The sequence below is a fragment of the Novosphingobium taihuense genome, assembly GCF_007830315.1.
In the GTDB taxonomy this organism is placed as follows: domain Bacteria; phylum Pseudomonadota; class Alphaproteobacteria; order Sphingomonadales; family Sphingomonadaceae; genus Novosphingobium; species Novosphingobium taihuense.
In genome coordinates this window covers 314997-336509 of sequence record NZ_VLKJ01000002.1, presented here as the reverse complement: position 1 = coordinate 336509, position 21513 = coordinate 314997, and the positions used below count along the sequence as shown (strand labels likewise).

Genomic DNA, 21513 nt, shown 5'->3' with positions numbered 1-21513 from the left:
AGGAAGCCAGAATGCCCACAATCGACCGACGCCATGCGATGAAGGCGCTCGGCACGCCGCTTCTTCTGGGCGCTGTTACGGCGGGTCTGCCAGCTACACTACAAGCAGCCACCCGGCGTTGCTCCGACAGCATTATCGCACGGACACGGGCCGGGTTGGTCGTTGGGCGAAAGCATGGTCCGGCCATTGCCTTCAAGGGCATCCCCTATGGCGGCCCAACTGGTGGCGAAAACCGCTTCATGCCGCCCACGCCAGTCGCGCCATGGAAGGAGCCGTTGCTTGCAGTGCAAGATGGCCCTGCCTCCCCGCAGGCTGATCCGGACCATGCAAAACCTGCCCGGTCGGGCACGACAATCGAAAGCGAGGATTGCCTCACGCTCAACGTGTGGACCCCCGCCCTGCGCGACGGACGCAAGCGACCCGTAATGGTCTGGCTCCACGGCGGCGGGCTGTGGCGCTTGTCAGCCGCAGGGGCCTATCAGGACGGCAGCAACCTTGCTGGCCATGGCGATGTGGTAATGGTCAGCCCGAACCATCGCCTCGGCGTTCTGGGTTTTGCTTGGCTTCAAGAATGGGACGCGCAGTTCTCTGGCTCCGCCAGCGCCGGTATCCTCGACCTCGTACAGGCCCTGCAATGGGTGCGCGATCATGCCGAGGAGTTCGGCGGCGATCCCGATAATGTCACAATCTTCGGCCAGTCCGGTGGCGGCCAGAAAGTTTCGCTGCTCATGGCCATGCCCGCAGCGCAGGGCCTGTTTCACAAGGCCATCATCCAAAGCGGCCCTGCACCTCTCGCTCTCGAACCTGCGTATGCCGAGACGCTCAGCAGGAAACTTCTCGATGGTGTGGGTGTGGGGCCGGGGCGTGTGGCCGATCTCCAGAAGGTGCCGCTCAACGCGATCATGCGTGCATACCACCGCATTTTCGAAGAGATCGGAGGCTTCGGCGTCATGGGCGTGATCCAGGACTTCGCGCCCGTAGTCGATGGCACCACCTTGCCGCAGCATCCCTTCTGGAACGGCGCATCCGCGCTTTCACGCGACATTCCGCTGATGATCGGTTCGACCCGCACGGAAATGACCGAGTACTACCTCAATACCCACCCTTCCGCGCCACAGCGGACGGTTCCCGAAGTCGTGCGCGATCTCACCCCGATCTTCGGCGACGATGCTCAAACCATTCTCGCACATTATCGCGCGGCGCACCCTGCAGCAAGCTTGTGGGAAGTGGATGCTCTTGTTCGCTCCGATTGGCCGACACGTCTGTTTTCCCGGCGCATCGCCGATGCGCAGGCAAGCCTTCGCGGTGCCCCTGTCTGGAGCTACCGGATGGATTGGGCGACCGGCGCCCGCGATGGACAGCTGATGTCGCCCCATGCAATCGACATCGCCTTCGTCCTCGATACCATCGGTGCAGAGCCGGTCCTGCCCGAGGAACTGGAAGGGCAGCGCCGGATGCAACGCCAGATGAGCAACGCCTGGCTGGCCTTCGCCCGCAACGGCAATCCCCAGCACGCGGGCATTCCTTCCTGGCAACCTTATGATGAAACCCGTCCGACCATGCTCTTCAACCTTGAAAGCAGGCTGGCCCTCGCGCCCGACGGTGCCGATCTCGACATGCTCGAGGCGGGCATCTCGCGCTATCGTGTCGTCGCTGGTGGTGTGGGCTCAGGGTGACCCCTTCGGGCTGGCCCAGTCTTCTTCCAGCACCGCACCTCAGGAGCCTTCCCTAAGACTGATGATCTTCCCGTCTTTCAGACCATAGAAAATCACGCCAGACCCCATGCGCCGATCTCCCGCTTCCATGCGAAGCATCGGGAGGCGCACCGGGCCTCTCGCTGTCATGGTGTTGCTGATCTCGGCAGCCATCACACCCTGTTCACTGTCGATCACCAGCGCCCTGATCAAGACTTCCTCGTCCAGCGTCCGTCGCAACGGACGATAGAGTTGCAGCACCGATTCCCGACCGTGCAATGGCTGTGCAGCAGGGGCAATCGCGAACACGACATCCGGATGATAGAAGCGCACAAATCGCTCGTCGAAGATACCGAACAGTCGCAGGTAATCCTCAAACTTGCCCCTCGTCATGAAGGGTTGGTCAACCGTGGCGGGGAGATGGCTTTCAAATGATAGTTGCGCGGCAGGTCTTGCACGCGGGCTTTGCGAGCGCGGTAAAGATGTGAAGTTATCGAGTGCAACGCGAGCAACATCGACTTTACCGTCACGCAGCGTGAAGAAAACTGTCCTGCGCGCAATCGTCTTCCTCGGAGGAGAAGCTCCGTCCAGCGGACGCGCTTCCATCTCGATGGCAAGCTGGAGTCCACCATCGTCCAGGAGTATCTGGTGGGCTACCAGAATCCGCCCGCTCCTGCGCGGATCACGAAGTATCTCGGCGAATTCGGGAGCATCAGGCGCTTCTATCGCAAAAGTTGGCCCGAGACAGGCGCTTGCGCTGCTGTCACCGGCATTGAGAAGTGCAAGATACCGGGCGAACGCCTGCTTCACCGCCAATCTGTCGCCATCGCTGACAACCGGACATGCCGCGCGCACCGATTGCACCGCCACGACATTGGCGGACGGCAAAAGCAAGGCCACCAGCGAGGCTCTAACTACCCCCCACAACGCCATTCATCATCCTCGCAAGATACCGACGCGAAAGGGGGCACCCCATGTGACCGAGGAGCTGTTCATTGCACCATCAATGGAGCCAGCCTCGCAGGCCTGTCGTATGGGACGTCGGTTCAGGGCATCGCTTGCAGACGGCCTGCCAGCTTGGCGAGAATGCGGTCCAACGCTTCCCGATCCTCGGTATCGAGATCAGCCATGACCTCCTCGTGGAACGCGCCACGCATCTCCAGAACACGCCGATAGAGTTGCAGCCCCGACTTTGTCAGGAACAGGATCGGAGCACGCCGGTCCTGCGGGTTGTCAAGCCGGGACGCAAGACCACGCGCCTCGAGCGAAGCTACCGCGCGGCTCACCTCGGCGCGATCGGCCCAGGCTGCCTCGGCAATCTGCCGTACCGTGGCACCACCCACCGTACAGCCCAGCCGCGATAGCACTCGCCATTCGGGATACGTGCAGTTGGCGCGTTCTGCCAACTGGCGAAGCGTGCGGCGGTCCATCAGCTTGCACAACAGGTTCAACCGGAAGGTTGGATAATCCAGACCGGCCATGACCCACCCATTGAGATCCCGCGCGCTGCCGGTTGCCGCTGCCGCACTATCTGTCACGCTTCGTTTCTTGGTCGGCAAGCGATTGCTCCAACTCGTGTCTCGGTCCGACATAGAAGCCGACGAGGGTATCGTCCACTTCTGTGCCGTTCCAGAATGACACCAATCCATGACTCATCATCGACAGCGCCTGACACAACGCGCTGCTCAGCGCGATGCTGGTTTCCATGAAGACACGGCCCGAAAAAACGCCTCGCTTTCTTCCGAGGGGGTTTCATTGCCAAGCGGGAAGTAGCTCAGCTTGACGACGACCGTGCGCGTATCCGGGTCAACGTAGATGAACTGGCCCTGCAGCCCGACCGCCATGTAGGCGTTGGAATTGACCAGCGTCCACCACTGGTACTGATAACCAAGCGTCTGTTCGCCATCTGCAGGTTCCGGGCCGATGGGCACCGTGGATTCACGCACCCATGCGGCAGGGATGATCTGCCGCCCATTCGCCTTGCCGTTGTGCAGCATCATCTGGCCGATCCGGCCATAATCGCGCAGCACCGCGTTATAGCCCATGCCGTTGGTCGCACGTCCGACGCCCGGAGGCCCGTCGGTGATGAAGAAACCGTCGGCTTCTGCACCCAGCGGCTGCCACAGGCGACGGCTCATGTATTCGGGCAGGGTCTTGCCGCTTGCCTTCTCGATGATCCAGCCGAGCACGGTCGTGTTCAAGGTCGAATAGTTGAACCGCGCGCCGGGCTCATCGCGCCGCTTGACAGTCAGTGCCTCGTCGGTGGCACGCCGCGTATTCTGGATCATGGTCGCTTCGCGCAGGCGCGTCATCTCGCTGTTCGGATCGGGATCGTAGCGATCGCTGCGCTCGATGCCGCTTCGCATGAGCAGGGTGTCCTTGATCGTAACTCCGTCATAGGCAGTGCCCTTCAGTTCGGGCACGTATGCAACGACCTGATCATCGACAGACGTGATCAAGCCATCCTGCACAGCCGCACCGATCAGGATCGACGTGATTGATTTCGCCATGGACATCGAAAGAAACTTTGTCTGCGGACCGGTGAGGTTCCGGTATCGCTCGTAGACGATACGGTCATCCTTGATGATCAGCAGCGCGTTGGTGAAAGAACGTTCGAGGAAATCCTCGGCGCGCACTGTCTCGCCCCGAAAGCTGTAGCTGAAATCGATTGGCAACTCTGCCCGCGCCATGGGCTTGGCCTTCCCGCGCGTGCGGACCGGGAGGGTATGGAAGATTTCGTCCATGTTATGGAACGTCAGCATGTTGATGCGAGGGTCAGCAAAGAAGATGCGGCGTAACTCCTGCATTGCGTGCGAAGGAGCCTCGTCGGTTGCAAGCGCCGGCCCCACCGGACCAAGAACCATTCCCGAAGCCAAAGCTACGGCCAGAAGCTTGCGAATACGCGACATGGTTTACCTCTCAAGTATGGGCGTATGGTGCCAAGCAGAACGGCGGGGACACATCGTCCCGGGGCCCGTTCACGAAGATTGGATCGGACAGGCGTAATGCCGTCCGCTTACCGGCAATCGAAACTTTCGGCGCTGGCCGGGTTTCCGCCACGATAGCGCGCCACCTTTGGCCACGGGCAAAGCGGCCGACTGATACCTGGCAGTTCTTTGCCCGTGGCAATGATCCGATCGGGAGCCTTGCCTTCCTCTACCCATGACTGGATCGCCGCCAGCGGATCGAATTCGTCCGTGGCCTTGCCGCCGCCGCAATGCATCATGCCCGGCACAAGAAACAGCCGTGCCCAGTCCTGTGTGTGGCCGCCGGTGTCCTGTCCAAGGCGGTCATACCAGCGCGTCAGTTCAAACGCCGAAAGGGCATAATCGCCTGTGCCGTGATAGATGATCAGCTTCGATTGAGGCGCGAAGCTGTTGAGCATCGTGCCCTCCGCGTCAACGATCTCGCTGGTGCTGACAAGGCTCTGGAAGACGCCGGGGAACTGGACCTGCCGTGCATCCAGACCGGGGTTGGCCGGTGTCGTGGCAAAGTAGCGCATCGTATCCATGAACAGCGACGGCGCAACCGGATCAGCGGCCTGCTCTCCTGCCCAGTACGGAGGCGTCGAGCCGTAGGGAAGGGGCGCGTAGTAGGGTTTGCCCTGCGCATCGAGCGGCCCGGCCATGATCCGTTTGAGAGTTGTGACTTGCACCGCAGACAGACAGGTGGCCACTTTGCCTTGCTTGCATTGCAGCACGGCAGGATCGATCTTGCATGCTGCCATATCCTGGATCAGGCCATCGGCCAAACCGTCCAGCCGGTCGCATTGCCGGACGGCCTCCTTCGCCACGAGGTTCAGGTCCGCCTTGGTGAAGGCCCCGATGCCCGGACGCGAAATCTTGTGCAACTGCGCAGTCGTCCATGTCAATCGCGGGGCGATCCGGATGAGATTGAAGGCTGCATTGCCTGCCACCACGCCGTCGAAATAGCTGGGGAATTTCTGCGTCACGAGCATGGCCTGGCGGCCACCGTTCGAACAGCCGACGAAGTATGACCTTTCCGCAGGCCGCCCATAGTATTCGGCCACAATCCGCTTTGCGGCTATCGCCACGCGATCAAGGGCCACGAAACCATAATCGATGCGCGCCTGCTGATCGAGAGCCCAGGTTCCATCGGTGGAGTTGTTGCCTGGGCTGACATGACCACCATTGGTGCGGACCACCGCAAATCCGCGCTCAAGCGCACTGGGTGAAAGGCGTCCAAACAGAGTTCCGTGCGCAGGCCAGTCGACGCCGTCCATGTTGCCACCGCCTTCGAATACGAAGCGACCGTTCCACCTGGCCGGCATGCGCAGTTCGAACCGTGTCTCGAATGTACGGCCTCCCACGCCCTTGCGCTCGCCAAAACTGCCGCGCATCAGGCAATGGTCCGGCATCTTCAGATCGTCGTTCTCGCCGTAAAAGGCAGGAGCAGCGCCGGCCTGGACGTCGTGAGCCTCAAGAACCCGCAGATCGTCGGTTCCCAACCGCTTGAGGTTTGCACACGCACCTGCCGGTGCCCCGGTTTCGGAATGGATCGCAGCTGCGGGCAAGCCGAAGGCGAATGCGCATGAAGCACCCAGCAGCATGGCGCTTCTCATGGCATGTCGTAACGACGCGTTCATCAGCTCATCTCCCCGACAGTGGGTCTCGGCATGTTCCGCCAGGCCGGACGAGCCAGATGAAACGCACGCAGCCGCACGGCTGCCTGGCGTGACACAAGTCACTGCCGCCAACTGTGATGCCAGTGACACCAAATTTTCATTGTGTCGTCAATGAAAATTTGGAGAGCAAAAATCCAGGAGCTTTCTGACACCTGTCAGACACTTGATTCAATGCATAAACTTCCGCCGAACCAGCATTCGCAGTCTTGTTGAGAACTCCCTCAAGCTGCGATGGTCAGGTGGGCTGGCACCTCACTGGCCATTTCGAGCATCACCTGCAGCAGCACGTTCGCACCTGCGGCAAGATCGCTTATGGTTGCAGACTCTGCCTCGTTGTGGCTCAACCCGTCGGCGCAAGGAACGAAGATCATCGTCGTCGGCGCGAACTGTGCGGTATGAAGGGAATCGTGGCCGGCCCCGCTGACCATTCTCATCCAGCTGTAACCAAGGCGGTCTGCCGCAGAGGCAACGCATTCCACCAGCGCAGGATCAAAGGCGGTCGCTGGCATGTGCCAGACTTGCTCGATCTTGCTCTCGATCGTGTGGGCAGAACATTCAAGCTCCACCAGCGCCCGCAATTGCCCGACCATTTCCTCCAGCGTGTCGGCATCGGGATGGCGAATGTCGATCGATACGGTCAGCGTGTTGGGCACGGTGTTGCGTGAACCCGGCTCGGCCCGCACGTCCCCGATGGTTGCTCGGCCCCACGGTCCGTTGGCCCTGGCCAGCGCGAGGACCCCGGCCATGACGGGCAGCGCTGCATCCCAGGGATCGCGGCGCATCTCCATCGGCGTTGGCCCTGCATGGCAGGACTGGCCGGTAAACGTCACATCGAACCAGTATGCGCCCTGAATGCCCGTGACCGCGCCTATCGTCAGCCCTTCCTTCTCGAGAATGGGTCCCTGTTCGATATGCGCCTCGAACATCGCCGCGTAAGGCCGGGGTGCCGCGGCGCGCTCGCCCATATAGCCGATGCGCTCCAGCTCATCGCGCAGGCGCAAGCCGCTCTTGTCCTGCACGTCATACGCAAAGTCGCGGGTATAGGCTCCGCTCACCACGCCCGAACCAAGCATTGCCGGAGCAAAGCGGCAGCCTTCCTCGTTTGTCCACACCGCAACTTCCAGCGGGGCGCGGGTTGCTATCGCGTTCTCGTGAATCACGCGAAGCACTTCGAGGCCCGCCAAGACACCGTAGACGCCGTCATACTTCCCGCCGGTTGCCTGAGTATCGAGATGGCTTCCGGCAAGCACTGCAGGCGCATCGGGTTCTGTCCCTTCCCTCCGTGCGAAGATGTTGCCCACTTCATCGATCTCGACCGTGCAACCCGCTTCTTGCGCCCAGTGCACGAATAGATCTCGCGCCTGCCGGTCGAGATCGGTGAGGGCTTGCCGGTTGCACCCTCCCGCCGGCGTCGCACCGATCTTGGCCATTTCTTCAAGGGTCGACCACAGACGGTCGCTGTTTATTTGCAAGGCAGGACGGCTCACTGTGAACACTCCGGAAAACGTGCAGTCAGATGACTGCATCCGGCCCTGCCCTTCAAGCTACCCTGAAAGGGTACATGCCATTGGCGCAAATACCCCATGCGGGTGACTTTGCCTGTTCTGCGTCCTCGCCCAATCAGGCACGCAAGACTTCATGCTATCGGAGCAGCACAATGGCCACAGATTTCGCCGCCATCGCCGACACGGCTTCCAACGAGCGGCCCGAAGACCGCGCCTGGCTGGCAGACAAGGACCATTTCATCCACCCCTACACGGATTTCACCACGTTCCAGCAGGAAGGCAGTCAGGTCATCCGTGAAGCTTCCGGCGTCACCGTGACTGATACTGGTGGCAAGGCCTATCTCGATGCGATTGCCGGGCTGTGGTGCATGAACCTTGGTCATGGCCGCACCGAGATTGCCGATGCGATGGGTGAACAGGCCCGGAAGATGGCGTATTTCAACACCTTCGGCCATTCCACCAATGTCCCTGCCTCGCTTCTGGCTGCCGAAGTGGCAAAGCGCGCGCCCGGCTCTCTCAATCATGTGTTCTATTCGACCGGCGGATCGACCGCGAACGACACTGCTGTGCGCTTGATCCACTACTACTTCAACCGGCTGGGAAGGCACGCGAAGAAGAAGATCATCTCGCGCAACGATGGCTACCACGGCTCCACCTATTTCGCCTCGGCGCTGACCGGCATTCACGGTGTCCATCTCGGCTTTGACCGTATTTCGCAGGACCTCGTCCACCACGTCTCTGCGGCCAACCTCTATCGTCGGCCTGCAGGCATGGATGAAGCCCAGTTCTGCGATTACCTCGTCGATGAGCTGCGCCAGCGTATCCATCAGCTAGGCGCCGAGAACGTGGCCGCGTTTATTGCCGAGCCGGTAATGGGGGCAGGCGGTGTGCTGGTCGCTCCTGCTGGCTACCATCGCCGCGTGGCACAATTGTGCCGCGAGAACGAAATTCTCTATATCGCAGACGAGGTCGTCACCGGTTTTGGCCGTCTCGGTCACTGGTTCGCCTCCGAAGATCGCTTCGGTCATGTCCCCGATGTTATTGTCAGCGCAAAGGGCATCTCCTCGGGCTACTGCCCGCTGGGCGCCACGTTGTTCTCCGACGCGATCCACGAGGTCATTGCTGTGCCGCAGGCGCCCGGAGGCGTATTGTCCCACGGCTTCACCTATTCGGGCCACCCAGTCTCTTGTGCCGCCGCGCTCGCCACGATCGATATCATCGAGCGTGAGAACATCCTTTCCCATGTCCGCGAGGTCGGGCCTTACATGCAGACCAGACTCAAGGAGTTGCTACGTCATGAAGTGGTAGGCGACGTCCGTGGCGACCACCTCATGGCCGGGATCGAACTGGTCAAGGACCGGGAGAGGCGCATCAACTTCGCTCCCGATTCCGGTGCGACGCACAAGGTCTTCGTCGCCGCTCGCCAGCGCGGCGTCATCGTCCGCCCTGTCGGAAACGTGATCGTCCTGTCCCCGCCCCTGGTCATCAGCAAGGCCGAGATCGACATCATCGTCGACACGCTGCACGAAACGATGTCGGAGGTTGGCCCTGCCTTGATGGCATCGTGACCCTTATGGCGACGGGAGACGCATCAGCGATTGTGGTGCGTCTCTCCAGCGCCCCCGCACGCTGTCAGATGGCCTTGCGGAAAAACATGGCAAACACTTCACGGGCGCTGGTGGTGCCCAACTTCTTGTTGATGCGTTTGCGATAGACCTTCACGGTTTCCGGACTGATGCCGAGCTCGCGTCCGATCAGCTTGTTGGAATAACCACGCAGCAACCGATCGGTGACTTCGATCTCGCGCCCGACCAGCCCATGCACGCTGCACAGCGTTTCAAGGTTCTCGCTTGACGTCACGGTCAGGGTCGAAAGGCCCGCCCAATGCCTGCGCGCAATCGGCGCGATGCACGGCAGTATCAGGTTGATATCCCGCAGGTTGCCCGGAGGCGAACCTTCGGACCGGATGCCCAGCATTGCGACGATGCAGATCTGTTCGCTCAACCGCACGAACACGCCACATTCATCGCGCAGCCCCGTTGCTGCATAGAAGTTGCGGTAGTAGTCGGTATCTCGGAAATTGTCGGGCACATGCTCCTCCAACCGATAAACGCCATCCGCAACCTTGCCGCGCGCCATGTTGTACCAGGTGTCGAGCAGGTAGGTGTTGTCGAAATAGGGGCGCAGCGTCGTCTCTTCATCCTCGGGCGAGAGGTTGCTGAACAGTCTGACGGGACGGCCGGATTCGGGAAAAGCGGCGATGACGGTGGTTTCATATCCGCCTGCCTCCTGCATCAGGCGGGCAAGCGCTGCCGGAAACTTGCTGCCGCCAAGCTCCTCCAGAACTACCGCCAGCAGTGCGAAATATCTGCCGCCTTCCGGCGCGAACTCCTGCTCGGAGGCAAACCGCGTGGACGGATCGTCCGTGGCACTCGCGCTTTCCGCTTCCGGTACTGACCGTGCCCCGCTCTCGTTCCTGTTCGCAGCCTGGCCCATCCCCGAAGTTCCTCTTGCACGCGGCAGACCGGGCACTACCAGACTTGGGGGCGGTCGTCGCGCAATCTGAAGAGTTGTGTCCAGCTATCCGCTTCAGCCAAGTGCCTCGCCAACCCGGTCGGCCACATCCTGCCGGATGAAGCCATAGACCAGCCCGGCAACAAGCCAAGCGATGCCCACGATCAGGGCAAGGGCTGACAGGTTGAACCAGAGCCACAGCGTCGCCAGGAAACCCAGCGCCGGACATAGCGCCATCGCAGCGACCTGCAGCCGCGGCCGGGCCTTGTGACTCATTGCATCAAGCCGCACCACGGCAAGGTTTACCAGCGAAAACGCGAACAGAGCACCGAAGCTGATGAGCGATGCCAGCGTATCCAGCGTGAGCAGCAAGGCCAGGGCGGATAGCGCCGCCACCACCATGGTTGCCCGTACGGGCGTATGAAATCTGGCGCTGAGCTGGCCGAACACCGATCGGGGCAGCACGTTCTCGCGGCCCATTGCATAGAGGACGCGGGCCACGCTGGCCTGCGCAGCAAGCGCAGAGGCGAGACATCCGCTGACATAAGCCGCCAGAAAGAACGCCGACATGAAACCACCCAGCGGGCGCATCACTTCAAGGCCTGCACTGTCCGATGCGGTTATCATGCGCCAGTCGGGCAGCAGGCTTGTTCCGGCGTAAGCGAGGGCGACGAAAATGGCCCCGCCGATCAGCGTGGTCATCAAGATTGCGCGTGGAACGGTTCGCGCCGGGTCGCGTGCCTCTTCCGACAGGGTCGAAACCGCATCGAAGCCCAGAAATGACAAGCAAAGAACCGCCGCCCCTGCCACGACGCCAGACCACGATCCAGCATCGGCCATGAAGGGATCGGCGACCGGCACGACGCTCGCACTCGTAAAAGTGGCAAACAGAAAGACAGCGGCAAACACCAACTGGATTGCAACCAGCGCCATGCTCGCGCGCCGAACCACGTCCACGCCGATGATGTTCAGAACGGTCACGAGCGCGATAGCCCCAAGCGACCAGACCGGCGCAAGAACCGAGGGAAACTGCGCGCCGAGATATATCCCGAGGATCAGGTAGTTGATCGCGGGCAGCAGGATGTAATCGAGCAGCAAGGTCCAACCGGTTATGAACCCGACACGGCGCCCGAAAGCCGCTCCGGCGTAACTGAAGGCTGACCCGGCCGCAGGCACGATCCTGACCAGCCGGGCATAGCTTGCTGCCGTGAACAGCATCGCGATGCTTGTCAGAACATAGGCCAGCGGCAAGTGGCCCTGCGTCAGCTTGCTGACCGATCCGAACGTGGTGAAGACGGTCAGCGGTACAAGATAGGCAAGGCCGAACATGACAAGCGAACCAGTGCCGAACACGCGGCGCAGGGCTGGATGGCCGGAAACTGTGTCGCCAGTGCGGTGAGGGTCACGTGTCATTGTGCAAGCATGTCCTGCTTCATGTAGTCCGGCCGAACATCGCGGTCGATTCCCCGTCTGACATCTCGCAATTCCGTTCACTCATGCGATGGGGGGGGCGGCTTCTGGCCAATCACCCCGGCATCATAAGTAATCAATCCGCCCACCATGGTGAGCAGGGCTCGGTTCTCCGCAAGGCTATCTTCCGCAACCTCAAGGAAGTTGCGCTCCAGCACCACCAGATCGGCCAGCTTTCCAGCTTCGAGCGAGCCGATCCTGTCCTGGGCATGAAGCGCAAAGGCACCATCGATGGTCAGCGATCGCAATGCCTGGATACGGCTGAGGCCCGGTGCATCATTCAGCCTTCCGGCAAACTCGGGCGGCGTATCGCGTCCGCCTGCGCGGGTTATGCCGCCCTTCAGCGCCAGCCAGTAGTTCATCCTGTCGACCGGCCAGTCGCTGCCGTAAACCACCCGGACACCGGCTGCTGCCAGCTTGTCGAACGGCTCCATCCGCTCGAACCGCTCGGGTCCTAGCTGGTATTTCGCGCCGGTGACGGAGTTCGGCCCGGGGATGCTCCACTGGAATGACATCACCGGCAACACGCCGTTCGCCCGGAAGCGCGGAAGGTCCACTGTCTCGACAAGTTCGGCGTGGGCAATGGCCGGCCGGAAGTCATCGGGCGCACCTGCGGCACGGACTTGCTCGATCGCATCCAGTGTCATTTTGACAGCGCGATCGCCAATGGCGTGAATGTGCGGGTCCATGCCAACGCTGGCCAGACCCGCCACAATATCGCGTAACTGACCTACCTGCATGTAGACCGGACCGCGATTGGCCCCCGGAACCCAGCCTGCCCCTTCTTCGTCTGCCTTGCCATGATCGTGGCCGAGCCCCACCTGCGGCACCCAATAGGGCTCCACCAGCGCGGCAGTCTGCGCCGGGGCCTGTATCACCCCGTCCATCACCAGCTTGACGTGGTCGATGCGGACGCTCGGCAGCACGCCTTGCGAAGGGCGGTCAAAGGCCTTCCGCACCCGCACCGCATCCGCAATCAACTTCCCTGCATTCTTTTCGCTTCGCGTATCAAGCAGATAGGCCACGTGAACGCGCGATGTCAGCCGCCCGCTGTTGAGCATCTCGACATAGATCGGAAGCTTGTCCTCGGTGCCAAGTGCATCGAGGAATGTGGTTACGCCCGCCTGCGCCATGGCCTTGAGTGCAGCTTCCAGATCGCGGCGGTCATCATCTGCGGCAGGGGCGGGCATGACCTTGTACAGAAAGCCGATCGCCGCATCTTCCAGAATGCCCGTGGCCTTGCCCTGGGCATCACGGATTATCGCGCCGCCCTCGGGATTCGACGTGGTATCGTCGATGCCGACAAACGCCAGCGCGCGGCTGTTGAGCAGCACCGAGTGGAGATCGCGGTTGGTCACGGCAATCGGCCTGCGCGTCCTCAGCTTGTCGAGCGTATGACGATCCGCCTCGGTTCCCGCAGGCTGCATGTATTGGCGGTACCAACCCACCACGTTGAGGATCGCATCGTCCGCCGCCCCGGATTCCGCATCGAGGCAGGACTGGATTCCGGCAAGGAACTGCGCCTCTGTCAGCGGCCGGTACTCGAGGTTGCAACTGCGCAACATGCGCCCCCCGTTGAAGGGGTGGATGTGGCCGTCGATCAAACCGGGCATCGCCATGCGGCCCTGGAGATCAATCACTCGGGTATGCTTGCCCGCCAGCGCCCGAATCTCCCGATTGGACCCCACCTTGACCACGCGTCCATCGCGGATGGCCAGAGCCTCGCGCACGCTGTTGGCGGCATCGGCGGTGTAGATCGCACCGTTGACGAGCACCGTATCGACCGGCGCAGGCCTGTGCACTCTCGCCCCGCCCTGCGCATGCGCACCAGGCGGCAGCAGGGCAAGGACAGCACCCGTGACAAGCGCAAGGACGCTGCGGAACTTCATATCTTGCCCCCCTTGGCCCGATGCACCGACTTTCCGCCAGCTAGTGCAAAGCCGGACGATAGCTGCGCAAGCCGCGTAAGCACCACGTCACCCCGCTCAGGCATGGTGCGGCACTTCAGCGCCACCATGGCGCGCCGATCTCGCGCGTTGCATTGGTCCCACAGTGGATTTCGCCGCCGATGATGTGGTGGGTCATCCAGTCATCCACGAAGGCCGTCTCGATCCCTTGCGCAGCATAGGCCTTCGCCACTGCTGCTTCCAGAATATCGACGCCATCGATCACCGGCCCCCACTGGCGCGGGGCAATGTAGTGCGTGCGATCCACCAGCAGGCCGTTCACCGGGGCGGGGTAATCGGCAATGAGCACGCCGGGGCCGTAGGTGATGTCTTCGGGTGGCAGCAGGATGCCATCGGGATAGCTTCCCGCAGGTGGCGCCGATGCCTTCTTTGTCACCGTGCTCACGAAATCGTGGAAGTCGCTTTCCGTAAACAGACCCGGCACGCGCACCACTTCCTCTTCGGAAATGCCGGTCTCTGCCATGAGCAGCGCCATGTTCAGAGCGATCTTGCGGCTCGCCTGCTCGTTCTGCCGGAGCCAATCGGCATTGCCCAGCAGGTCGTCAATGCTGCGTGGCCGGACGTCAGGGCGCGAAAATGCGGCAACCTTGCCATGCCCTTCGGCTTTGGCCTTGCGCAGCAAAGCCAGCGCCGCGTCCACGTCCTTGACCGCAATAGTCCAGCCGCGCACGTTGTTTGCCGGAATGAACTGCACGAATTCATCGACATGGCCGATGGCCAGCCATGATGTGTCCAGCACGATTGGTGATTGCAACTGCTGCGCGGCGAAGAAGTTTATCCAGTCCTCGTGCGGTGCCACGCCATCTCCGGCATCTCCGTAAACCACCCGGCCCACGGGATAGTCCTTGCCCGCAAGTCGATAGGGCGGTGCCGTTTCAAGATTGCCGAAAGAATCGACCTGATGGTAGCCCTGACCGCCCATCTGCACCACGCCCATGCCTGGTCCACGCAAGTCGAACAGCGCCCGCCCCGCGGCGCGTCCCGGTTGTGGTGAGCGGATCGCGATGCGGATGGCCTTCTGCGTACCGCCTGCACCGGGCATGCTGGCATAGCCGAATTCGACGAAATCCTGCGCCCAGTTGTCGTTGGTCTGAATGCGCCGGATCGGCCGGTCATAGCCGCCCTTGCGCAATGCAACCTCCATATCGGTCATGAAGGTCTTGTGCGGTGCATAGCGTCCGCTGTCTGGCCCGAAGATGTCTTGCGCTCGCTGTGTGTGATTGTGGACGATCACCGGAGCGACCCGCATCACCACGCTGTCACTGGCCAGAACACCCCGGTCCTTCACCCGCAGTTCGATGGTAATCCGGCCATCCCACTTGCGCAGATCGCGGGCGACATCGCGACCATCGACCCCGAGTTCCAGTCCTGCGGCAAGCTCGCGCTCTGAAACGACCAAACCATTGCCGATCATTACCCAGCGCGTGCCACGCTTGAGGAACACGCGGACCCGGTCTGCGCCCGGGCCTGTCGGTACTACCTGCCCACTCGCCTTGCCGGAAAGGCCTTTGATCGGCGCAGTCCGCAGCGGCGCAAGGTTTTCCGGCGCCCAGGCCACATCGCCTTGAGCATCGTTGCAGGCTTCCAGCGCGGCGTCGCTGATCGCCTTGTCTGCGCTGCGCGGGCAGCGCTTCGCACTATCTCCGATGTTTGGCAGAAAGATCGCGCCACGGTTTGAGGACCACTCATACTTGCCGTCACGGTCAGCCGCGTCGACGGTGCCATCGCGATTGGTGTCGGCAAGGATTTCAATCCTGCCGCTTGCCTGTGCGTGGCCCTGTGAAAGGGGTGCCAGAGCCATCGCGGCACAGGACACTGTTGCAGACAGCCAGGTTCTAGAAAATTGCAGCATCGTGCTTCCCGTTTGCAGCAGGCACCGTAAGGGCCTCATGGTGCGGCGGGAGGTTTAGGCACAGGCAATCGAATAGCGAGTACCCTTCGGGGGGTACAGATGCGGCTAGCCGTGTATGGCCGCACGCGGTCTCAGGCCTTCCTGGCCTTGTGCGTCCCGATCAGATCATCCAGTTCGGCAATGCGGCGGCGCTCGGGCGTGTCCTTGGAAAGCCCCTTGAGCCGGCACATCGCCCAGAGACTCTTGCGTTCGGATTCGAGCGCACGCAGGTACAAGTCGGCCATGATATCTCCAATAATCGCGCGCGCAGCCCATGACGTTATCGCCGCGGACGCCGCCCGTTTCTGTTTGAGGGCTGCGGCGCTGCGCTGACCCGGCCAGCAATGCGCGCCTTGCGGGTAGTGTTGCTTGCCGAATTGGCCGCTTCTTCGGTGGCGAGCTTGCGCCAGCGCGCGAGCCGCGCCGGATCGAGCGATCCACCATCGATTGCCTCCACGATCCGGCACCCCGGCTCGGCTTCATGCGTGCAGTTCGAGAACCTGCATTCCTGCGCAAGGCTGACGATATCGTCGAACACCTCGGCAATGCCCGATGCCACCTCGGAAAGCTGCAATTCGCGCATGCCGGGCGTATCGAGCAGCCAGCCGCCGCCTTCAAGCCGATGCATCTCGCGCGCCGTCGTCGTATGCCGCCCCTTGCCATCGTCCTCGCGGATCGCGCCCGTGGCAAGCGTGTCCGAGCCTCTGAGCGTATTGATCAGGGTCGATTTGCCGACGCCGGACGAGCCCAGAAACGCAACCGTCTGCCCCGGTCCGCACCACTTCGCCAATGCCGCCACGCTTTGCGGATCGCGCGCGTTGACGGCCTGCACGATCAGATCGGGCTGAAGTGCCCGCGCCGCTTCGGCAAAGGGCTCCCACGCGTCCACAAGGTCGGTCTTGGTCAGGACGACAACAGGCGTCACGTCAACGTCGCGGGCCAGCACCAGATAACGCTCAAGCCGCGCGATGTTGAAATCGTCGTTGCACGAGGCGACCACGAACAACGTGTCGACATTGGCCGCGATCACCTGCAGCCTCTGCCGAACCCCCGCCGCCAGCCGCTTGAACAGGTTGGCACGGCGCAGCAGCCTCACCGGCTCATGGCTTTCCCGCGCGAGCAGCAGCCAGTCGCCCGCTGCAGGCCGGTCTTCCTCGCCATCCGCCCCCGGAATCTGCGAGGGCATCAGCGTTTCAACGCCATCGCCCGCCACGGCAATGAATCCGCGATGCACCGCCATGACCCGCACGGGGACGCACTGCGCCACCTCCGCGTCGGACAACTGCGCGCTGAAGAAGGACCTCCAGCCCAGTTCGTCCAATCGGGAAGCGTGTGACGTCATGACTTCGAGTGGCGCCTTTCGCTTTGCGCGCGAGTGTTGCGATTCACCCGCTCCTTACAGAGGAAGCGGGTGATTACCTAGAAATCTGCATTTCGTCAGACGCGTGCCAGACCTTGCCCCCTTGAGATAGGAATTGCGTCGGCGGCCTATTGACCTTCGTTGCGAAGAATGAGAATGTATATTCCAATAAAGTAGCGGCCCTTTGCCGCCAGGCAAACGCGCCCGTTCTGGGGTGCGGGGCCGCCGATTGGGAGATCGACGTGCCTGCTGCTTATCCACTTTCATCCTGTATCGAATGGCAATTCGCCGAAGCTGGCGACCTGGCCGAGCGCGTGCGCGCCGCCAGGGCCGGCGGCTTTGATCTGGTCGAATTCCACCTCTGGCGCGACAAGCCGGTCGAGGCCATCGGCGGCGCCCTTTCCGAGACCGGGGTGAAGCTCACCGGCATCTGCGTCGATCCGCGCCGCTCGATCGTCGACCCGGCAGAGCGTGCCGAGATGGTCAAGGCTGTGGCCGAAACCATCGAAGCCACCGCACCGCTTGGCAAGCCGCCGCTGATCGTCGCCTCGGGCTTCAAGGTCGAAGGCATGAGCGAGGAAGACCACTTCGCCAACGCCGTCGCCGCCCTGAAGGAAGCTGCCACCCTTGCCGAGGCGGCAGGCGTCACGCTGCTGCTCGAACCGCTCAACACTCGCCTGTTCGCGGCGATGTACCTGGTCAGCACCACGCTCGGGCTGGACCTGATCGAAGCCGTCGGCAGCCCCAACCTGCGCCTGCTCTACGACGTCTGGCACAGCGCCGTGATGGGCGAGGACATCGCTGAAGTCTTGAAGGATCGAATCCATCTCGTTGCACACGTGCAGGTGGCCGACATGGAAGACCGCAACGAGCCGGGCACCGGCACGGTCGACTGGGGCCATGTCATGAGCACGCTTGCCGGACTCGGCTATTCCGGCAGCATCGGCATGGAATACTTCCCCACCCTGCCAATGGACCAATCCCTCGCGCTGACCCGCAAAACGCTGGGCTGCTAAACAAGGAACGCCGCGATCCGGGAGAGGACAAGTGGCACAAACAAAACTGAGCTTCGCCGAACGCCTGAGCTATGGCCTGGGCGACATGGGCACCAGCCTTGCCTACAACATGGCGAGCGGGTTCCTGCTGTTCTACTACACCAACGTCGTCGGCATGCCGGCGGCGGGGGTGGGGACGGTGTTCCTGATCGCGCGCCTGCTCGATGCGATCATCGACCCGGTCGTGGGCATTGCCGTGGACAAGACGCGCAGCCGCTGGGGCCGCACGCGCGGATACTTCCTGTTCACGGCGCTGCCCTATGCGCTGCTCACCGTCGCGGTCTTCCATGTGCCTGCATGGAGCCATGGCGCGCAGCTGGTCTACGCCTTCGTCACGTTCAAGGGCTTAGGCATCCTGATGTCGGTCCAGGCGATCCCCTACACCGCGCTCATGCCGATGATGACGCTCGACACCTCGCAGCGCCTCAAGCTGTCGGGCATGCGCGGGGTAGGCACCTCGATCTCGGTGGTGCTGGGCACCGCGGCGGTCATGCCGCTTGTCGGCGTGTTCGGGGGGGAGGACCAGAACAAGGGCTTCCAGCTCGTCGCGATGCTGTTTGCCGCCGTTGGCTTTGTCTGCACCTTGGCGCTCTTCCGCAACTGCAAGGAGCGTTTCGACGACGGTTCCTCGCCCGATTTCGCCATCGGCCCTGCGGTCAAGGAAATGCTGCGAAACAAGGCCTGGCTCGTCGTCTTCGCCTCGTGCCTGCTCTACTTCATCCGGTTCGGCCTGATGATGAGCGCGACCGCCTATTTTGCCATCGAAGTGCTGCGCGAGCCGTGGATGATTTCGGTCATGCTTCCGGCGGTCTCGGGCATGCTGCTGCTGTCCTCGTTCGTCGCCCCGCCAATCCTTGCCCGCACCGGCATCAGGAAGGGCAGCGCCTTCGTCCTTGCGCTGGCAGCCATGATCTTCGCCGTCCTGCCGCTCACCCAAGGCAACACCGCCGCCTTCCTCACGCTCTACATCGCCGCCTGCCTTGCCACCTCGATCACCATCACCGCCGCCTTCGCGATGATCGCCGAGACGGTGGACTACCATGAATGGAAGTTCGGCACCCGTCGCGAGGGCCTGCTTTCGGCCGGGATCAGCCTCTCGACCAAGGTCGGGATGGCCATCGGCACGGCGGGTTTTGCGTTCATGCTCGGCGCGGCAGGCTATGCCCCTGACGCTGTGACCGACACTGCGCGCGAGGCAATCCGCTGGACTTATTACGGCAGCGCCGTCGTCCTGCTCGCCCTGCAGACCGTGGTCGTCCTGATGTGGCCGATGGACGGCATGCACGAAACCATCCGCAACGACATCGCCTCGCGAAACCTCGCAGCCGCGGAATAAGGGAGAGTGCCCGTGAAGAAGCTTCTAGCCGCAGCCGTTGCGGCCTGTGTCGTCACGCCTGCAATCGCGCAGGTCATCGTCACCATCGACTATCGCCCGCCCGAAACGGTGCAGCGCGTGGCCATTCCGGTGAACCCGGCCGAGAACCGTCTAAAAGTACTGATCATCTCGGGCCGCAATTCCTACGAACATGACTGGACCGGCGTGAACAACATGCTGCGCACCATGATGCAGGACACAAAGCGCTTCGACGTGCGCGTGACCCAGGACTTCGACAACGGCACGCTGGAAACACTCAAGGGCTACGACGTGGTCCTGCTCAACTATTCCAGCCGCTGGAACTATGCCGATCCAGTCCAGCATGTCTGGTCGGACAGCGCGTTCAAGGCGCTCTACCAGTACGTGCGCGAGGGCGGCGGGCTCGTCGCCTACCACTCCAGCTTTACCTGGGGCCGCGACATTCCCGAATACAAGAAGCTGATCGGTGCGGCGATGGAGCCTGGTTCAAGCCGCCGTGCGCCTCCGGGTGCGTTCCCCGTCCACCTCGTCGACCGCACGCACCCGATCACGGCAGGAATGCGCGAGTTCGTGTGGACCTACAACGACGACATGTACACCAACATGGCGATGGACCCGGAAGCAAAGATACACGTCCTCGCTACCGCTCACGATTCAGCCGCCGCCTACGACCCGAAGCTGACCGGCCCCAAATACCCTGCCGCCGCCTACACGCCCGAAAAGCTGAAGGCGATGAAGGGCATCGATGCCGATCACCCGCAAGTCTGGACCGCCGACTATGGCAAGGGCCGCGTCTTCTCGATCACGCTGGGGCATGATGAAGTCTCGCTCCATTTCCAGCCATTGCAGACGCTGATCCTGCGCGGCACCGAATGGGCGGCCACCGGCAAAGTCACGCTTCCCGTGCTGGAAGAGGCAAAGGACTACCCGGTGAAATAATCAGGCGAAGGCGAATGGGTCAGGGCTTGGCGGTAAGCGCTTGCGCGAACCGCGCTTCCATGGCGGCCACGTCCACCGTCAGCACCATGTCCGCCTGCCCTTCGTCCAGACCGGGGCGATAGGCATCGTACCATGTCAGCATGTCACCGTAACCGGGGCCGAACTGGACGTCGAAATCGTACCACAGCCGCTGCTGGCGCGTGACCAGCGAAGGATCGAGCCAGACGGCGGCGGCGATCTCGTCCCACATCGGAAAGCCCGGTTCCATTCGGCGGATCATCGCCGCCACCGGCGGCCGCGCCGCCTTGGCCAGCCGTTCAACCAGCGCCGGGGTCAATTGCGTGGCGGTGGAAGGATCGACCGGCACGAAGGTCACCTTGGGCCACGGCGCATGGGCAAACATGCTTGCCGCTTCCGGATCGAAGCGGATGTTGAACTCGCGTCGCGGCGTGTTGACGAACTCGCGCGCGAACTGCGCGGCCGACGTGTTGTCCAGCACCTGCTGCGGGTTGAGGCTCCCGCCCATCACCACCACTTCCTTGACCAGCGAGGCGAACTCGGGGTCCAGCCGCTGCGCCAGGGCAAGATTGGTCAGCGGCCCGCAGGCCATGATCGTCACCTGATGCGGATTGGCGCGCACGGTGCGGATCATGAACAGCGCGGCAGCTTCGGGCAGGGGTTTGAGCTTCGCATTGCCCCAGGGCAGGTCAACCGGATCGAACGGGCCGTGATGATCTGGCGTGGACTGGACCGTCGGCTCGGCCCACTGCTTCATGAACGCGCCCTTCCACACGAGCTTGCCATAGAGCGCCTCCCACCGCTCGGTCCGCGCTTCCGAATTCAGGATCGGAAAGGTCGCCCCTTGCGCCACCGGCACGCTCTCGTGCCCACTGAGTTCCAGCCCGCGCAGCACCATTGCAGTGGCGCGATTGGCCCAGGTGTTGCCCGAAACGGTAGTGATCCCGACGACCTCCACCTGCCGGTCTTCCAGCAGCAGCAGGTGCATCAGCGCAAAGCCCTCGTCGTCGATGATCACCTTGCGGCGCGGCTCTGCCGCATGGGCGGCACCGAACGCGGCGCAGAGCAGGGCGATGAGGACAAAGAGGCGGCGCATGGAAC

At 62.4% G+C, this 21513-nt stretch carries 18 protein-coding genes; 5 read left to right on the top strand and 13 right to left on the bottom strand.

All coding sequences use genetic code 11. The features are described 5' to 3' along the window. The first annotated feature begins 11 nt into the window (after positions 1–11). Positions 12–1676 (top strand): carboxylesterase/lipase family protein, encoded by a 1665-nt coding sequence (locus IQ25_RS06475; RefSeq protein WP_144903921.1) that lies wholly within the window; start codon positions 12–14, stop codon positions 1674–1676. 39 nt (positions 1677–1715) lie between these two features. Here the strand turns inward: IQ25_RS06475 and IQ25_RS06470 are convergent, their stop codons facing one another. From IQ25_RS06470 to IQ25_RS06450, 6 genes are all read right to left on the bottom strand, one after another. After that, on the bottom strand, positions 1716–2594 hold the full coding sequence (locus tag IQ25_RS06470) for a nuclear transport factor 2 family protein (protein WP_144903919.1): 879 nt from the start codon (positions 2592–2594) through the stop codon (positions 1716–1718). A gap of 146 nt (positions 2595–2740) precedes the next feature. Next, positions 2741–3232, bottom strand: coding sequence for a MarR family winged helix-turn-helix transcriptional regulator (locus tag IQ25_RS06465; RefSeq protein WP_158637679.1), 492 nt, complete (start codon positions 3230–3232; stop codon positions 2741–2743). Next, positions 3222–3401: a hypothetical protein gene (locus tag IQ25_RS20985; protein WP_158637678.1), complete on the bottom strand. Its 180-nt coding sequence runs from the start codon at positions 3399–3401 to the stop codon at positions 3222–3224. Before IQ25_RS20985 ends, IQ25_RS06465 begins: the two co-directional genes overlap by 11 nt. Further along, the gene (locus IQ25_RS06460; protein WP_144903915.1) at positions 3380–4603 is read right to left on the bottom strand and encodes a serine hydrolase domain-containing protein; all 1224 of its coding nucleotides are present in this window, start codon (positions 4601–4603) and stop codon (positions 3380–3382) included. Before IQ25_RS06460 ends, IQ25_RS20985 begins: the two co-directional genes overlap by 22 nt. Before the next feature lie 107 nt (positions 4604–4710). After that, positions 4711–6264: a tannase/feruloyl esterase family alpha/beta hydrolase gene (locus IQ25_RS06455; protein ID WP_158637677.1), complete on the bottom strand. Its 1554-nt coding sequence runs from the start codon at positions 6262–6264 to the stop codon at positions 4711–4713. 296 nt (positions 6265–6560) lie between these two features. Next, on the bottom strand, positions 6561–7826 hold the full coding sequence (locus tag IQ25_RS06450) for a Zn-dependent hydrolase (RefSeq protein ID WP_258536968.1): 1266 nt from the start codon (positions 7824–7826) through the stop codon (positions 6561–6563). Positions 7827–7996: 170 nt separating this feature from the next. Between IQ25_RS06450 and IQ25_RS06445 the strand changes: the two genes are divergently transcribed. Continuing rightward, complete coding sequence (locus IQ25_RS06445; protein ID WP_144903909.1) at positions 7997–9412, top strand: aminotransferase; 1416 nt, start codon at positions 7997–7999, stop codon at positions 9410–9412. A gap of 64 nt (positions 9413–9476) precedes the next feature. On the opposite strand, the gene IQ25_RS21325 is transcribed toward IQ25_RS06445, so the two are convergent. The 6 genes from IQ25_RS21325 to rsgA all read right to left on the bottom strand — a co-directional run bounded on the left by IQ25_RS21325 (position 9477) and on the right by rsgA (position 17028). After that, positions 9477–10340, bottom strand: a complete 864-nt coding sequence (locus IQ25_RS21325; RefSeq protein ID WP_144903907.1) for a helix-turn-helix domain-containing protein — start codon at positions 10338–10340, stop codon at positions 9477–9479. A 93-nt stretch (positions 10341–10433) separates the two neighbouring features. Next, on the bottom strand, positions 10434–11771 hold the full coding sequence (locus IQ25_RS06435; RefSeq protein WP_144903905.1) for an APC family permease: 1338 nt from the start codon (positions 11769–11771) through the stop codon (positions 10434–10436). Between the two features lie 77 nt (positions 11772–11848). Beyond that, on the bottom strand, positions 11849–13717 hold the full coding sequence (locus IQ25_RS06430; protein WP_144903903.1) for an amidohydrolase: 1869 nt from the start codon (positions 13715–13717) through the stop codon (positions 11849–11851). 115 nt (positions 13718–13832) lie between these two features. Further along, positions 13833–15596: a protein-arginine deiminase family protein gene (locus tag IQ25_RS06425; protein ID WP_158637676.1), complete on the bottom strand. Its 1764-nt coding sequence runs from the start codon at positions 15594–15596 to the stop codon at positions 13833–13835. 182 nt (positions 15597–15778) lie between these two features. Then, a complete protein-coding gene (locus IQ25_RS21140) occupies positions 15779–15931 on the bottom strand; it encodes a hypothetical protein (protein ID WP_181447196.1) in 153 nt (50 codons plus the stop codon). Positions 15932–15966: 35 nt separating this feature from the next. Beyond that, the gene (gene rsgA / locus IQ25_RS06420; RefSeq protein WP_144903899.1) at positions 15967–17028 is read right to left on the bottom strand and encodes a ribosome small subunit-dependent GTPase A; all 1062 of its coding nucleotides are present in this window, start codon (positions 17026–17028) and stop codon (positions 15967–15969) included. Between the two features lie 260 nt (positions 17029–17288). On the opposite strand from rsgA, the gene IQ25_RS06415 reads away from it, so the two are divergent. Genes IQ25_RS06415 through IQ25_RS06405 form a run of 3 tightly spaced genes read left to right on the top strand, consistent with a single transcriptional unit; the run spans position 17289 to position 20394 of the window. After that, complete coding sequence (locus IQ25_RS06415) at positions 17289–18062, top strand: TIM barrel protein (protein WP_144903897.1); 774 nt, start codon at positions 17289–17291, stop codon at positions 18060–18062. A gap of 31 nt (positions 18063–18093) precedes the next feature. Further along, on the top strand, positions 18094–19437 hold the full coding sequence (locus IQ25_RS06410; RefSeq protein ID WP_144903895.1) for an MFS transporter: 1344 nt from the start codon (positions 18094–18096) through the stop codon (positions 19435–19437). A 12-nt stretch (positions 19438–19449) separates the two neighbouring features. Further along, positions 19450–20394, top strand: coding sequence for a ThuA domain-containing protein (locus IQ25_RS06405; protein ID WP_144903893.1), 945 nt, complete (start codon positions 19450–19452; stop codon positions 20392–20394). Between the two features lie 19 nt (positions 20395–20413). On the opposite strand, the gene IQ25_RS06400 is transcribed toward IQ25_RS06405, so the two are convergent. Further along, a complete protein-coding gene (locus IQ25_RS06400) occupies positions 20414–21508 on the bottom strand; it encodes a nucleoside hydrolase (protein ID WP_144903891.1) in 1095 nt (364 codons plus the stop codon). Between the last annotated feature and the right edge of the window lie 5 nt (positions 21509–21513).